This is a genomic window from Amycolatopsis rubida (assembly GCF_900115345.1).
GTDB classification, from domain to species: domain Bacteria; phylum Actinomycetota; class Actinomycetes; order Mycobacteriales; family Pseudonocardiaceae; genus Amycolatopsis; species Amycolatopsis rubida.
This window is the reverse complement of the sequence record NZ_FOWC01000004.1, coordinates 142,338-156,752: the sequence shown is the minus strand read 5'-3', so window position 1 is coordinate 156,752 and position 14,415 is coordinate 142,338. Positions and strand designations below refer to the sequence as shown.

The 14,415-nt window shown below is 66.7% G+C and carries 14 protein-coding genes; 9 read left to right on the top strand and 5 right to left on the bottom strand.

The window, feature by feature from the left end; translation table 11 throughout:
* Nucleotides 1–5 precede the first annotated feature (5 nt).
* From BM362_RS18350 to BM362_RS18335, 4 genes are all read right to left on the bottom strand, one after another.
* Complete coding sequence (locus tag BM362_RS18350) at nt 6–1,280, bottom strand: DUF222 domain-containing protein (protein WP_167545359.1); 1,275 nt, start codon at nt 1,278–1,280, stop codon at nt 6–8.
* A gap of 151 nt (nt 1,281–1,431) precedes the next feature.
* Nucleotides 1,432–1,875: a GNAT family N-acetyltransferase gene (locus BM362_RS18345; RefSeq protein ID WP_425285715.1), complete on the bottom strand. Its 444-nt coding sequence runs from the start codon at nt 1,873–1,875 to the stop codon at nt 1,432–1,434.
* A 52-nt stretch (nt 1,876–1,927) separates the two neighbouring features.
* Nucleotides 1,928–2,971 carry an MBL fold metallo-hydrolase gene (locus BM362_RS18340; RefSeq protein ID WP_093573959.1) on the bottom strand — a complete coding sequence of 348 codons (1,044 nt, stop codon included), beginning with the start codon at nt 2,969–2,971 and terminating at the stop codon, nt 1,928–1,930.
* A 113-nt stretch (nt 2,972–3,084) separates the two neighbouring features.
* Nucleotides 3,085–3,900: a hypothetical protein gene (locus tag BM362_RS18335; protein WP_244287201.1), complete on the bottom strand. Its 816-nt coding sequence runs from the start codon at nt 3,898–3,900 to the stop codon at nt 3,085–3,087.
* A 20-nt stretch (nt 3,901–3,920) separates the two neighbouring features.
* Here BM362_RS18335 and BM362_RS18330 point away from each other — a divergent pair, with 20 nt between their 5' ends.
* From BM362_RS18330 to BM362_RS18310, 5 genes are all read left to right on the top strand, one after another.
* Nucleotides 3,921–4,955, top strand: coding sequence for a methionine synthase (locus tag BM362_RS18330; protein ID WP_067583227.1), 1,035 nt, complete (start codon nt 3,921–3,923; stop codon nt 4,953–4,955).
* 72 nt (nt 4,956–5,027) lie between these two features.
* Nucleotides 5,028–5,738 (top strand): hypothetical protein, encoded by a 711-nt coding sequence (locus tag BM362_RS18325; RefSeq protein ID WP_093573957.1) that lies wholly within the window; start codon nt 5,028–5,030, stop codon nt 5,736–5,738.
* Between the two features lie 11 nt (nt 5,739–5,749).
* Nucleotides 5,750–7,909: an NAD-dependent DNA ligase LigA gene (ligA, locus tag BM362_RS18320; protein ID WP_093573956.1), complete on the top strand. Its 2,160-nt coding sequence runs from the start codon at nt 5,750–5,752 to the stop codon at nt 7,907–7,909.
* Complete coding sequence (locus BM362_RS18315) at nt 7,902–8,396, top strand: GNAT family N-acetyltransferase (RefSeq protein ID WP_067583218.1); 495 nt, start codon at nt 7,902–7,904, stop codon at nt 8,394–8,396. The genes ligA and BM362_RS18315 overlap by 8 nt, the downstream gene beginning before the upstream one ends.
* A 319-nt stretch (nt 8,397–8,715) precedes the next feature.
* A complete protein-coding gene (locus BM362_RS18310; RefSeq protein ID WP_093573955.1) occupies nt 8,716–9,117 on the top strand; it encodes a PASTA domain-containing protein in 402 nt (133 codons plus the stop codon).
* A 255-nt stretch (nt 9,118–9,372) separates the two neighbouring features.
* On the opposite strand, the gene BM362_RS18305 is transcribed toward BM362_RS18310, so the two are convergent.
* Nucleotides 9,373–10,026: an ACT domain-containing protein gene (locus tag BM362_RS18305; protein WP_037367388.1), complete on the bottom strand. Its 654-nt coding sequence runs from the start codon at nt 10,024–10,026 to the stop codon at nt 9,373–9,375.
* Nucleotides 10,027–10,247: 221 nt separating this feature from the next.
* Here BM362_RS18305 and gatC point away from each other — a divergent pair, with 221 nt between their 5' ends.
* Genes gatC through BM362_RS18285 form a run of 4 tightly spaced genes read left to right on the top strand, consistent with a single transcriptional unit; the run spans nt 10,248 to nt 14,082 of the window.
* On the top strand, nt 10,248–10,547 hold the full coding sequence (gene gatC / locus BM362_RS18300; protein WP_093573953.1) for an Asp-tRNA(Asn)/Glu-tRNA(Gln) amidotransferase subunit GatC: 300 nt from the start codon (nt 10,248–10,250) through the stop codon (nt 10,545–10,547).
* Nucleotides 10,544–12,061, top strand: coding sequence for an Asp-tRNA(Asn)/Glu-tRNA(Gln) amidotransferase subunit GatA (gene gatA, locus BM362_RS18295; protein ID WP_093573952.1), 1,518 nt, complete (start codon nt 10,544–10,546; stop codon nt 12,059–12,061). Before gatC ends, gatA begins: the two co-directional genes overlap by 4 nt.
* On the top strand, nt 12,058–13,563 hold the full coding sequence (gatB, locus tag BM362_RS18290) for an Asp-tRNA(Asn)/Glu-tRNA(Gln) amidotransferase subunit GatB (RefSeq protein ID WP_067583209.1): 1,506 nt from the start codon (nt 12,058–12,060) through the stop codon (nt 13,561–13,563). The genes gatA and gatB overlap by 4 nt, the downstream gene beginning before the upstream one ends.
* Nucleotides 13,564–14,082, top strand: coding sequence for a hypothetical protein (locus tag BM362_RS18285; protein ID WP_093573951.1), 519 nt, complete (start codon nt 13,564–13,566; stop codon nt 14,080–14,082). It begins immediately after the preceding gene.
* Nucleotides 14,083–14,415: the final 333 nt, after the last annotated feature.

The window sequence follows — 14,415 nt, the reverse complement described above, 5'->3', positions numbered from 1 at the left end:
TCTCCCTATGCGCCTAGGCGTTCCTCCTCAGATTGTTCCGGCGTGGGCTGTGGATCGTGTAGTGGCGGAGGCGCGCTCTCAGCTGTCTCGCCTGTCGGCGTCGTGACGATCAGCTTCCCGTCCTGCAGGACCTGGTAGCTCCAGTCGGCTCGATTCTTGAGACGGCGGTGGCGTAGGCAATAGCTCAACGTCGAGTCTGTGTCCGCGGAATCAGGACCGGTCGGTTCCGTGAGGCAGTTCTGTGCGGGTCGCGGACAGCCGGGCTGTCGGCACTCACGGTCGCGGATCCGTACGAACTCTTCGACATCGATGTTCGGCCGATACCGGAACTTGCCGACCTCGATCACTTGCCCGGTCAGCGGATCAGTGATGACCCGACGGACGATCGTGTCGGGACCCGTCGCGATGTGGCGCGCGAGTTCGGCGGGGATATGACCGTGGCCAGCCAGCTCAGCGGGATTGTCGTTGAGGCCTAGATATGTCTTCAGATCGACATAGAGGTACACCTCGGTCTGCTCCGGAACGCCGCCCTTGCCGCTGAGCAGCAGATCGATCGCGACGTCAGCGCGTAACTGGTCGAGGGTTCGCTTCTCGTCGCCTGTCTTGAGCGACCGGGCGATCTTGTCGACGCGGAGGTAGGCTGCTGCCGCTTTGTCAGTCGAGGCGTTGTCGACGGAGAACCGCGAGATCCCTTCGCTCTGGTGCTGCAGGATGACACGACGCTCAGCTTTCCGCTGAGCCAGTCGGTTCATCGCACCATCCGGGTCGATTTTCGTTGCGGCGTAAGCGGTCGCCTTGCGGACTTGGGTCGGGTTCTTGTCCTCCAGCCGGTGTTCGAGCAGGTAGTCGACCATCCGGGCATGGCGATCGGACAGCTGGCTGGTGCCGTCGGTGACTTTCATCGCGCGATAGAGGTCGAACTTGCCCTGGTCCATCAGCCGGAAGGTTCGAGGCAGACGTTGGGCCAGGGCCTCCGCGGCGGCGATCATCGCTCCGGCTCGGGTATCGGTGATATGCAAGGCAATCGCGAACTCGCACGCCAGCTCGTGCGGGTCTGATCTTCGTCTTCGCATGCCCGCCATGCAATGCAGCTGCAACGCCTGCAAACGGGCGATCTGACGGTTCGCGTCCTTTACTGCCGCCATCAGCTGGTCTGGCTGCAAGCGATCGAAAAGGCTGAGGTTCGCGTGCATGGTGCGGAGCAGGAAGGCGAGGTCCGCGGTTTCGGTGGTGTTGTTGGTCTGATCGGCGTGATCCGCCGGCGTGGTCGACTTGCTCATGGTCGTCACGATACGCATTGATTCGAGCACAGTCAGCTAAATTGCACGAAGGGACCCCTCGCGCAATCGCTTGGCTTCTGCGTGGCAACTCTGGCACGGTGAAAGCGGGGCCGTCGAGCGTGCGGACGGTTGAAGCTGCGGGAGGGAGTGATCAGAGATGCAGCTTGAAACCCGTGTGACTCGCGACGAAGCCCAATCGTTCGTAGAAGCGGTGCGCTGCCGTCCTCGTTGTATCCGAGGTGAGCTGGACCAGGTTGCAGCCGCGTCGTCGCGATTCGTCGACGGCCCACTGCACGAGTTGTGCGCCCATGCCTGAGCCGCGGTGATCACGGTGTACACGCACGGCTTCGATTTGCCCGCGAAGTGCTCCACGCCGTGCGAGACCGGGGATGATCGTCAGCTGAAGTGTGGCTACCGGTCGGTCGTTCGACGTTGCTACGACCAGTAACTGATTTGGGTCTGCAGCAATGGTTTTGAACGCTTGCAGGTAGGGCTCCAGATCGGCTGGCGAGTCGCGGGTCGCTCCCAGTTGGTCGTCCGCAAGCATCTGGACGATTGCTTCGACATCGTCGGCTCGAGCTCGTCTCACGGTGATAGGAGGCACGGCGGATCAGTATTCCACTGAGTGTGTGCTGAATGGTCGGCAGCTACGTGGTCTTGTAACGGCGAATGCCGTCGACGTCTTCGGCCGCGAGCTTGTTCTGTGAGACCAGCAGATCCAGGTGTGCGCCGGTCTCCAAGACGGCGAGCATCTGATTGAAGGCGTCCATTTCGGACAGCTTGCGGCCGCGGCGAGTCCAGCCGAGGCGGTTGGCAGCTTCGTAAGCAGTGCTCGCTCCGGCTTCGATCTGAGCCGCCATTGTTTCGAGACGTTGCCGGTGGTGTTCGAGAAGTTCGTCGATGCGGGCATGCACGCTGTCGGTGACTGGGCCGTGAGCCGGCAACATGCGCCGGTCCGGCATGCCTCGAACCAGGCGGAGGGAGTCGAGATAGTCGTTCAGCGGCAACTCAGCCGGAACCGGCTGGAAACCGATCGACGGAGTGATGTGAGGGAGCACGTGGTCACCGGAGAACAACAGGTTGGCTGCGCCGTCGACGAACACCACATGTCCGTTGGTGTGTCCTGGGGTGTGGACCACGTCGAATTCGCGGTCGGGCAGCACTGCTCGCCGTCCGGGCGTCAGCCATTCGTCCGGCTCTTCCCAAAGATTCGCCTCGGGGTGGCGAGGTTCCGACCCGAACAGCTTGCTGAGTGCGGTGATGACCTCTTGGCCGTCGCTGAGGCGAAGGAGGTCGAGCTGGGCTTGCATGGGGAACTGGTTCGGGTTGGCGCTCGCGTCGAGCGAAGGCTGTTCGAGCTTGCCGAGGGCGATCCGGTTGCCGAACTCGCGCCGAAGTGCGACTGCTTGTGTGTAGTGGTCACGATGGACGTGGGTGATGAGGAATTCGCGGACATCGCCGAGTTCGGCGTCGATCGCCTTGAGCGCGTCGGCCAGTAACTGGCGAGATTCGGTGAGGGCCCACCCCGAGTCGACGAGCACGAGGTTCGTACCGTCGGTGACGGCGTAGACGTTGACTGCACGCAGGGCGTCGTTCGGCAGCGGCAAGGGGATCCGGTAGACGCCCGCGGCCACTTCGTAGACCCCGGGATTGGCCCAGTTCGAGTTACTGCCTTCGGGCAACGGCTCCACGGCGACCTCCGTCCAGGCGGGACCTCGGCGTCCCGGACTTTTCTTACATTGGGCCCCATTCCGGTCGCTGTCCACCTGGCTGGGCTGAGACACCGGTCACGTGGTCAGCCGGGTTACGCGGTGAGCGCGATGTCGATAGTCAACGTTGTCGCGACGAGCATGCTGGCCAGCGGCTCGGGGACCTGCTGCGGGATCTCTGCGAGACAGGCGTTGCCCCTGATCGGCGAAAGCTCCGGCGACGGAATTCCGACTTGGGCGACCTCGGTGCCGGCCGGGTCCTCGACCGTGACTTCGCAGCGTTGCCGGCCACTGGCGACGACAGTGGCGATCGTCTTGCCTTCGGCGCGAAGGGTGAAACGGACGCGGCCTGCGTCGGTCGGGATGATTTCCCCGATCGGTGTCCTGTCCGCGCGGGTGACTACGAAGTGGGCCGACGGGTCTTTCGAGGGTTTCTCGACCTTGAGGACAGTGCTCTGATTCGCGTCGCGGACCTCGAACCTGCGGCTGACGTACTGGTCGGATTTCCACAGATGCTGAATGACTCTGCGCGGAAAACTGGGCGTCGTGACGGCTACCCCGCCAATGCGGAGGCCATGGCGGTCGAACACGCCGTACTCCTGGCTGGCGGTGGTCGGCTCCGCCTCTCGGCTGACGTAAAGGACCGGCTCCGTGAAGAGGGTCCGCTCAAAGGAGCGGCCTGAAGCCCGGCGGCTCGGTGTTCCGGGCATGCTGCCCCGCCGCGGCTCCCGGGCGGATGCGTCGCCGGGTGTTTTGCCGGGCGGTGGCGGGGCGGAGCTGGTCATGACGATCCAGACTAACGCGGTGACCGCGAATTCGGTGCAGGCAAAGGGATATGCGGCGAATGTCCGGCTATTGCCGCGCGGCTGGGTGAAGCTTGTCCACAGGGGCGGTGCGGACGGCAGCCGCACGTTCCGCGACAATCCGGTCTGTGAGTGAACGACCTTGGCCCGCGGGCGCGGCGACGGGAATCGGGTCAATGCCGGGGACCGATTCCGTCGAGGCCGCCGCCGTGGTGTTCGGAGAGCTTCCCGGCTTCCCGTATGTGCCCGAATTGCCGGCTCGCGGCGTTGGTGCCGACCTGGTCGGCCGGACTGCGGCGTTGCTCGTGGACCTCGCGGTCGAGGTCGTGCCCAGCGGCTACCGCGTCGCCGGGCGGCCCGGTCACGACCATCGTCGTGGGCGTGACCTGCTCCAGTGGGACCTCGACGCCGTCCAAGCCGCCCGTGAGAACACTGGTGCGCCAGCCGTTCTCAAGACCCAGATCGCCGGGCCGTGGACGCTCGGCGCGGGGATCGAGCTTGCCCGCGGACATCGGGTGCTCACCGACCGCGGGGCGTTGCGGGACTTCACCGCGTCACTGCTCGACGGGCTTGCACAGCACGTCGCGGAGCTGAGCGCGAGGGCTGACGCACCGGTGGTGGTGCAGCTCGACGAGCCGTCGTTGCCTGCTGTTCTCGCTGGAAAACTGCCGACTCCGTCGGGATACGGCAATGTACCGGCGGTACCTGAGCCTGAGGTTCGGGAGCTGCTTGCGACGACGATTGAACGAATCGGCGCGATGACTGGGCAGCCCGTCATCGTCCACTGCTGCGCTCCGCGGCCGCCGATCGCGCTCTTCCGTGCCGCGGGTGCCGGGGCCATCGCGTTCGACGTCAGCATGCTCGCCGGGGCGTCCGCTGAACTTCTGGACGAGATCGGCGAGGCTTGGGACAGCGGTATCTCGTTCTTCCTGGGCCTCGTTCCGGCCACGGACCCGGTGACGGACCCGGGTCTGAAGGACCTGGCGTCGCCGGCGCTCAAGCTCGTGGACCGGCTGGGATTCAATCGTTCAATTCTGGCCGAGCGTGCTGTTCCGACGCCTGCGTGCGGTCTGGCCGGTGCCACGAACGAGTGGATGCGCCGTGCGCTCGCTCTTAGTCGCGACCTGGGCAAAGGGTTTGTGGAGCCGCCCGAGAACTGGTGATTTCACGGACGTGCTGCCGCTGTGACGCGTACCGTGGTTGGTGAAGAGAAACAACCGGGGGAATTCCGAATCATGCGTTTGTTCCGTCGTCGCCGCTCGGAAGTTGATACCGAGGCCGCGCCGCCAGATCCCCGTACGCCATGGCCTGAGCAGCAGGTGCCGTCCGACGCTGGCGCTGCGGCAACTGCGTTCTGGGAAGGGTGGTACGACCTCCTGCCCGAGGTCAGTGCTGCGCTGGGCGAAGGCGAGCCTCATCGCGTCGAGCACGACCTGTGCGTGCTGGTCGAGACACTGCACCCGCGGCTGCACTTCTCGCTCGAACGCGGCCGGGCCGCCATTTACGCGCTGGTCGTGAGCGGGCAGGAAGACCCGGAGCTGCGCCCGTACACCGACGCGTGGAAAGCGGCTGGACCGCCGGACGACGCGATCTGGGAGTACCACGATTCGGTGCCTCCGGTCCCGGACCCGACCGAGGTGACGGTGAACCTGGGCGAGCATCGGATCTCGCTGGCCGACGTCCGGGTCGTCGCGCAGGTGGACGATGGCGTGGTTGACGTCGCGGTCCATCATCCGGTGTTCGCGAAGCTGGACGAGGCTTCCCGCTCCACGATGACGTTCCTGCCGCTCGACGCGACGTTAGGCGAGCGCCTGGCCGCCGAGCGGCTTCGCCGGGTCGAGACCGCCGAGGCGATGCCGGAGAGCACGATCGATCTGCTGGAGTTCCGGGAGCTGGTCCGCGGACTGACCGAGCAACCGGACGAAAGTGTCGGTGCCTCCGGCTAGGCTCACCACCTGTGAGCAGCACCGACCTTCCCCAAGACCAGGTGGCCGTGGAGGCCGCCCAGGACGTGACCGACGTACCGGCCGACGTGCGCGAGCGGCACGGCGCGCTCGCCGAGGAGATCCGCGGCCATCAGTTCCGGTACTACGTGCTGGATTCGCCGATCGTCTCCGACGGCCAGTTCGACGCGCTCCTCGGCGACCTCCAGGAGATCGAGGACGAGTACCCGGCGCTGGTCACGCCGGATTCGCCGACCCAGAACGTCGGCGGCACGTTCTCCACCGAGTTCACCGCGCACGACCACCTCGAGCGCATGCTGAGCCTGGACAACGTGTTCGACACCGACGAGTTCCTCGCCTGGGTCGAACGGGTCGAGAAGGAAATCGGGTCCACGGAGTACCTGGCCGAGTTGAAGATCGACGGCCTGGCCATCAACCTGCTCTACGAAAACGGCAAGCTCACCAGAGGGCTTACCCGCGGCGACGGGCGTACGGGCGAGGACGTCACGCTCAACATCCGCACCCTTGACCAGGTACCGGACCAGCTCACCGGCACCGACGAGTTCCCGGTGCCGAAACTGGTCGAGGTGCGCGGCGAGGTCTACTTCCGGGTCGAGGACTTCCTTGAGCTGAACGCGAAGATGGTCGAAGCGGGCAAACCGCCGTACGCGAACCCCCGCAATACAGCTGCCGGTTCGCTGCGGCAGAAAGACCCGAAAATCACCAGGGAGCGCCGGCTGCGGCTGATCTGCCACGGTCTCGGCAAGCGCGACGGTTTCGAGCCGGTCACGCAGTCACATGCTTACGACGCGTTAGCGGCGTGGGGGTTGCCGGTATCGCCGCACACGCGAGTGTTGCGGACCGGCAAGGAACTCACCGATCACGTCGCCTACTGGGGTGAACATCGGCACGACGCCGAGCACGAGATCGACGGCGTGGTGATCAAGGTCGATCAGGTCGCTTTGCAGCGCCGGCTCGGCACCACGTCGCGTGCGCCGCGGTGGGCGATCGCGTACAAGTATCCGCCGGAAGAAGCAATCACCACGCTGCTCGACATCCAGGTCGGTGTCGGGCGCACAGGACGGGTCACGCCGTTCGCCGTAACCGAGCCGGTCAAAGTCGCGGGCTCGACGGTCGCGCGGGCGACGCTGCACAACCAAGAAGAGGTCAAGCGCAAGGGCGTGCTGATCGGCGATCGGATCGTGATCCGCAAGGCCGGCGACGTGATTCCCGAGGTGCTCGGCCCCGTCGTCGACGCGCGGACCGGCGACGAGCGCGAATTCGTGATGCCCACCGAATGCCCGGAATGCGGCACGGAACTCGCCTATCAAAAGGAAGGCGACAAGGACATCCGGTGCCCGAACACCCGGTTCTGTCCTGCGCAGCTGCGGGAACGGCTGTTCCACCTCGCCGGTCGCGGCGCGTTCGACATCGAGGTCCTCGGATACGAGGCGGCGGTCGCGCTGCTCGACGCCAGGGTGGTCGCCGACGAGGGCGACGTATTCGACCTCACTGAGGAGGCGCTCGCCGAGGTGGAGTTGTTCCGCACCAAGGCAGGCGACCTGTCGGCGAACGCGCGGAAGTTGTTGACGAACCTCGATACGGCGAAGGACCGTCCGCTGTGGAAGGTGATCGTCGCACTGTCGATCCGGCATGTCGGGCCGACCGCGGCGCAGGCGCTCGCGCGTGAATTCGGTTCGCTGCAAAGGATCGAGGACGCGAGCGAGGAGGAACTCGCGGACGTCGACGGCGTGGGGCCGACCATCGCACACGCCGTGCAGGAATGGTTCGAGGTCGACTGGCACCGGGAAATCGTCGAAAAATGGCGACGGTCCGGGGTCCGGATGGAGGAAGAGCGGGATGAGTCCATCCCGCGGAATCTTGAGGGCCTGTCGATCGTGGTGACCGGTTCGCTCGGCGGGTTTTCCCGTGACGAAGCGAAGGAAGTCATCATGGCGCGCGGTGGCAAAGCCGCGGGATCGGTGTCGAAGAAGACGGCGTTCGTTGTGGTGGGCGATGCTCCGGGGGCGAAGTACGACAAGGCCGTGCAGTTGAAGGTGCCGGTGCTGGACGAGAATGGGTTCCGCGCCTTGCTGGAGCGCGGCCCGGAGGCGGCTGCGGAATTGGCGCTCGACACCGGTGTGGACGAGGAAGCTGGGGGCGGCGATGAGTGAGGTGGAGATCCGTCCGGCACGGCCGGAGGAGTTCGAGGCGCTCGGCGAGGTGACCGTCGAGGCTTACCGGATCGAGGGATTCTTCGACACGGACGCGGCATACGAGGCGAAACTTCGTGACGTGTCGGGACGAGCGGAGCACGCCGAACTGCTGGTCGCGGTCGGGCCGGACGGACAGGTCGTGGGGTCGGTCGCGATCGTTCAGCCGGGGAGCGAACTGTCCGAGATTTCCCAGCCAGGGGAGTTGGAGTTCCGCATGCTGGCGGTCGCGGAGGCGGCGCGTGGGCAAGGGGTCGGGGAGGCGCTCACCCAGGCGGTGCTGACCCGCGGCCGGGAACTCGGCGTCGACCGGGTCGTGCTGAGCAGCCTCGACGTGATGCGGAAGGCGCACCGGCTCTATGAGCGGATCGGGTTCCGGCGCTTGCCGGGGCGGGACTGGCATCCGCATCCGGGGGTCAACCTGATCGCCTACGAATACGGCTTCTGACTTCTCGTTCTCGCAGGTCAGGGACTTTTGCCAGTTTTGGCGAAAGCGCTGGACGGGGTTCGCCGCCGGTTTTCGCCGTTGAGTGGCGACGGTTTGGCGAACCCGCCCCGGCTTTCGTCGGGTGTTGGTGAGTGCTTTGACCGTCGTGGCGGTGAGCGTCGGTCGGGCGGGAGTAGCCAGGCTGTCGCTGGCGGGCAGCCGCGCGCGGGCGCGTCTGTTTGGCGAGCTTCGATCGGGTACGGGTTGTAACGTGTAGATGTCTGGCTTCGACTCAAGCTGTCACGCGTGAAGTACCGACTCGTACCGAGGAAGCGTGATCATGGCGAAGTTCGTTCAAGCCGCCGTACCGGTCGTTGGCATCGCCGCGTTTCTTGCTGTTGCGTGCAACGCGGCACCGCAGCCTGGTGGCACCTCAACGACAGTCACGATCGAGACCGTGACCGCAACGGCAACCCAATCCGCGACGGCGACCGTGAGCGCGCCGGCCAGCGCTGCGCAGTCGGCGACGATCAAAGTCCCTGACGTGTCCGGGATGAACCATCAGGACGCGCAGGACGCCATGCAGGCGGCTGGGCTGTACAACTTGCGCGAGGTCGATTCGTCCGGGAAGAAGCGGATGATGATCATCGACCGGAACTGGTGCCAGACCGGACAGGATCCCAAGCCTGGAACCGTGGTTTCTGCTGACACAGTTGTCACCCTCTACGCCGACAAGTGCTGATCGCCGCCGCTTGGCGCACCCAGGGAATCGGTAGCCGTTGGCGGGCAACGTCACCTTCGGGAGGGAGATTGTCTGCACTTGAGGACAGTCGGCGGCGACTGAACTCAAGTGCAAAGAACGGCCGAGTCAGCCCTTGCGTTGGTGCTGGCTGCGGCGTTCAGTGGGCTGATTAGCCGATCATCGGCAACCGAGATCGGCCAGAAGCTCAACTCGCCCACACCCGAGATCTTCAGGACATCCGACCCAAACCTTGGGTCACCCGTCCAGAACCACTGCGACGATCCCGGCGAAGTGCGCCAGCCGTGCGACCTCCGCGGCACGGAAGTTGGGCCCGCCCGGCCGTGCGACGAGCATCGCCTTCCCTGGCTTTCCCAGCGGAGTAGCGGCCAGTTCGGTGCCGAGTTCCTTCCAGGTCTCCGGGACCCAGGAATCCTCGCCGTCCAAGACGGTCGCACGCTCCAGCGGCAGCCACGGCAAGTCCGTGAAGGGGTTCTCCGGCGCCGCGCTCGACGAAGCCAATCGGCGAGGTCCCGATTCCGAATGCTCGACGATCACCGCCCACCCGGCGCGGATGATCTTCGGCACACCTTCGGCGAGCAAATCCAGCCCGGCTTTCGGCTGCGCGGCGATCTCCTCGACCAGCTCGAGCTCGCGATGGGTGTCGAGGATGCCCGCGTACGGCCGCACCGCGTCGACCTCGACGCCTTCCACGCTCTCGGCCGCGGTGATCAGCGCGTCCGGGAGCCTGCCCGACGGGAGTTCGACCACCAGGTCGTCGATCGCGAGTCCGCCACCGCGTTCCACCACGTCCACGCTCAGGATGTCGGCCCCGACTGTGCCGAGCGCGGTCGCGACCGCGCCGAGGGTGCCGGGGGAGTCCGGTAGCTGGACCCGGATCAGGAACGACACCACGCGCCCCTCTCGCCTCAGGCGTCCCAGCCCTGTCGTGGGACGCGCTTGCCGGGCGCCGATTGTGACAGACCGGGTACCCGCGGGGGCCCGCTGTCCGGCAAGCGGGACGCCCTGCCCGGCGCCCGCGGCCCGATAACCCGGTCGAACCGCCCGACGCCGTCACCATAGACTTGCAGCTTCCGAGAGCACCCGCACAGCACACCCCGGGAGTCACCCGCGTGCCCAACATTTCCCGAGACGAGGTCGCACACCTCGCCAGGCTGGCCAGGCTGGCCGTGACCGACGACGAGCTGGACGTTTTCGCCGGCCAGCTCGACCAGATCCTCGACTCGGTCGCGAAGGTCAGCGAAGTCGCCGAGGAAGACGTCCCGCCGACCTCGCACGCCGTGCCGTTGACGAACGTCTTCCGCGAGGACGCCGTCCGGCCCAGTCTCGAGCAGCAGGACGCGCTGGCCGCCGCGCCGGCCGCCGAAGACGGCCGGTTCCGGGTGCCGCGGATCCTGGGAGAAGAACAGTGAGCGAACTCGTCAAGCTGACCGCCGCCGAGCTGGCGGCCAAGATCCACGCGCGCGAGGTGTCCGCGGTCGAGGTCGCGCAGGCGCACCTGGACCGGATCGCCGCGGTGGACGACCACGTGCACGCGTTCCTGCACGTCGACACGGAAGGCGCGCTCGGCGCGGCCAAGGCTGTCGACGAGCAGCTGGCCGCGGGAGAGCAGCCGGCGTCGCCGCTGGCGGGCGTCCCGCTGGCGCTGAAGGACGTGTTGACCACGAAGGGCGTGCCGACGACCTGCGGGTCCCGCACGCTCGAGGGATGGCTGCCGCCGTACGACGCGACCGTCGCGCGCAAGCTGCGCGAAGCGGGCGTCGTGATCCTCGGCAAGACGAACATGGACGAGTTCGCGATGGGCTCCTCCACTGAGAACTCGGCGTACGGCCCGACGCACAACCCTTGGGACCACGCACGCATCCCGGGCGGTTCGGGCGGTGGCTCCTCCGCGGCGATCTCGGCGTTCGAAGCGTCTCTCGCGATCGGTACGGACACGGGTGGCTCGATCCGGCAGCCTGGCGCTGTCACCGGCACTGTGGGCGTGAAGCCGACCTACGGCGGAGTGTCGCGTTACGGGCTCGTGGCGTTCTCGTCTTCGCTCGACCAGGCCGGGCCGTGCGCGCGTACGGTGCTTGACGCCGCGCTGCTGCACGAAGCGATCGCTGGTTACGACCCGATGGACTCGACGTCCATCAACGCACCGGTGCCGCCGGTTGTCGCTGCGGCGCGCGAAGGTGCGAAGGGCGACCTGTCCGGCGTACGCGTCGGCGTCGTGAAGGAGTTCGGCGGCGATGGTTACCAGGCAGGCGTACTGCGCTCGTTCGAGGCTGCCGTAGAGCAGCTTCGCGCTCTCGGTGCCGAAGTGGTCGAGGTGTCGTGCCCGCACTTCACGTACGCGCTGCCCGCGTACTACCTGATCGCGCCGAGCGAGGCGTCGTCGAACCTCGCGCGCTTCGACGCGATGCGGTACGGCCTGCGCGTCTCGGACGACGGCGAGCACAGTGCCGAAGAAGTGATGTCGCTGACCCGCGAGAAGGGCTTCGGCGCTGAAGTGAAGCGTCGCATCATGCTCGGCACGTACGCGCTTTCGTCGGGCTACTACGACGCGTACTACGGCTCCGCGCAGAAGGTGCGCACGCTCATCACTCGTGACTTCACGCAGGCCTTCGAGAAGGTTGACGTGCTTGTGTCGCCGACGACGCCGACTACGGCGTTCAAGCTCGGCGAGCGCGTAGACGACCCGATGGCGATGTACCTCGCCGACCTGTGCACCATCCCGTCGAACCTCGCGGGCAACGCCGCCATGAGCGTCCCGAGCGGACTGTCCGACGAGGACGGGCTGCCGGTCGGCCTGCAGATCATGGCCCCGGCGCTCGCCGACGACCGGCTGTACCGCGTCGGTGCCGCGTACGAGGCCGCGCGCGACGTCGCTGCCGGCGGCTCGCTCGTGCACCAGGCTCCGGAGCTGGGAGGAACGAAGTGACTGCCGTGGCCGAGTTGATGGACTACGCCGAGGTCGTCGAGCGGTTCGACCCCGTGCTCGGGCTCGAGGTCCATGTGGAGCTCAGCACGAACACGAAGATGTTCTGCGGCTGCGTCAACGAGTTCGGCGGCGAGCCGAACACCAAGACGTGCCCGACCTGCCTCGGCCTGCCCGGTTCGCTGCCGGCCGTGAACGGCAAGGCGGTCGAGGGCGCGATCCGGATCGGTCTCGCGCTCAACTGCGAGATCGCGGAGTGGTGCCGGTTCGCCCGGAAGAACTACTTCTACCCGGACATGCCGAAGAACTTTCAGACGTCGCAGTACGACGAGCCGATCGCGTTCGACGGCTACCTCGACGTGACACTGGACGACGGCGAGGTCGTGCGTGTCGAGATCGAGCGTGCGCACATGGAGGAGGACACCGGCAAGTCGCTGCATATCGGCGGCGCGACCGGCCGGATCCACGGTGCCGAGCACTCGTTGCTCGACTACAACCGCGCCGGCGTGCCGCTGATCGAGATCGTCACCAAGCCGATCACCGGCACCGGCGAGCGGGCGCCCGAGGTGGCGCGCGCGTACGTCACCGCGCTGCGCGACCTGCTGCGAGCGCTCGACGTGTCCGACGTCCGCATGGACCAGGGCTCGCTGCGCTGCGACGCGAACGTGTCGCTGATGGCCAAGGACGCGACGGAATTCGGCACGCGCACCGAGACGAAGAACGTCAACTCGCTGCGCAGCGTCGAGCGCGCGGTGCGGTACGAGATGACGCGCCAGGCGGCGATTCTCGCCGAAGGCGGGTCGATCCGGCAGGAGACGCGGCACTTCCAGGAGGCCGACGGCACCACGTCGTCCGGGCGCGCCAAGGAAACCGCGGAGGACTACCGGTACTTCCCGGAGCCCGATCTCGTGCCGATCGCGCCGTCGCGCGAGTGGGTCGAGGAGCTGCGTGCGACGCTGCCGGAGATGCCGTCGGAACGGCGCAAGCGGATCCAGGAAGAGTGGAAGCTCTCCGACGAAGCGCTGCGCGACCTGCTGAACGTCGGTGCCGTCGACCTCGTCGCGGCGACGGTCGAAGCCGGCGCGACGCCGGACGAGGCGCGCGGCTGGTGGGTCAACACGCTCGCGCAGGAAGCGAACACGCGTGAGGTCGAGCTGACCGAGCTAGCGATCACGCCGGCGCAGGTCGCCGAGGTGATCGGGCTCGTGTCCTCCGGGGAGCTGACGAACAAGCTCGCCAAGGAGGTCGTGCAGGGCGTCCTCGCGGGCGAGGGTTCGCCGCGCGAGGTCGTCGAGAAGCGCGGCCTGAAGGTCGTCTCCGACGATTCGGCGCTGCTCACCGCTGTCGACGAAGCTTTGGCCGCGCAGCCGGACATCGCCGACAAGATCCGCGGCGGCAAGGTCGCCGCGGCAGGCGCGATCGTCGGCGCGGTCATGAAGGCGACCAAGGGCCAGGCCGACGCCAAACGGGTGCGCGAGCTGATCATCGAGCGCGTCGGTTCCTGAGTGGCTTTTTCGGTTCGACGCGTCACCTGGCGCGAGTGGCTCGGCCTGGCGGCCGGGCTGCTCGCGGTCGGGTCGACAGCCTTGCCCTGGACTGTGTTGTCGGCGGACACCGCGACGTCCGACGTCCGTGACGCATTCGGGACATTGCCGCACAGCGACGTCGTGCGCACGGCATGGCATTCGGATCTCTTCTCGTGGGGTCCGCCGCTGCTGCTGGCCGTGGTGGGGCTCGCGGTGGTGGTGTTCGGGCAGGTCACCAAGGCACGGGTGAGTGGGTTGCCGCAGTTGTGGCTGGTGGGCGGCCTGGCGACGATTCTGCTGATGGTGATCGGCTGGACGACGCTGGGCTGGGTGTTCGACAGCGATCAACGAGCGTTCCTGGACGCTGCTGGGGTGTCGATCTCGGGTGGGGTCGGGCGGTATCTGGGGATGGCGTTCGCGGTCGGGTCGGTCGTGGTGGCGATCGCGGACATCCGGGCGGCTCGGGAGGAGAGCCGGGCTTCCCGTCGTCGCCGCTGAATGGCGACGCGAGCTGGTCCTGGCTGAACTTCTGGCCGGTTCGCCGCTCAGCGGCGACGGAGAATTGGCCTCTCGTCGGCTGGCTTCGGCGGATTCGCCGCTGTCTGGCGACTGGCCCACGGATCGAGAGTCGGCTCTCAGCGGATTGGGCGTTGAGCAGCGACCGGTGCTCGGCCGGGAAGCGGTTTGGCGGATTCGCTGTTTCGCGGCGATTCCGGCCGGATCTCACGTCGGCTGGGATCAGGGGCACGGTGAGCGGCCAGTTCGAGTGGGAACAGGATGTCGCGTGACCGGGTCAGCTGTCGCCGCTGAATGGCTAATCGCAGGTCAGCT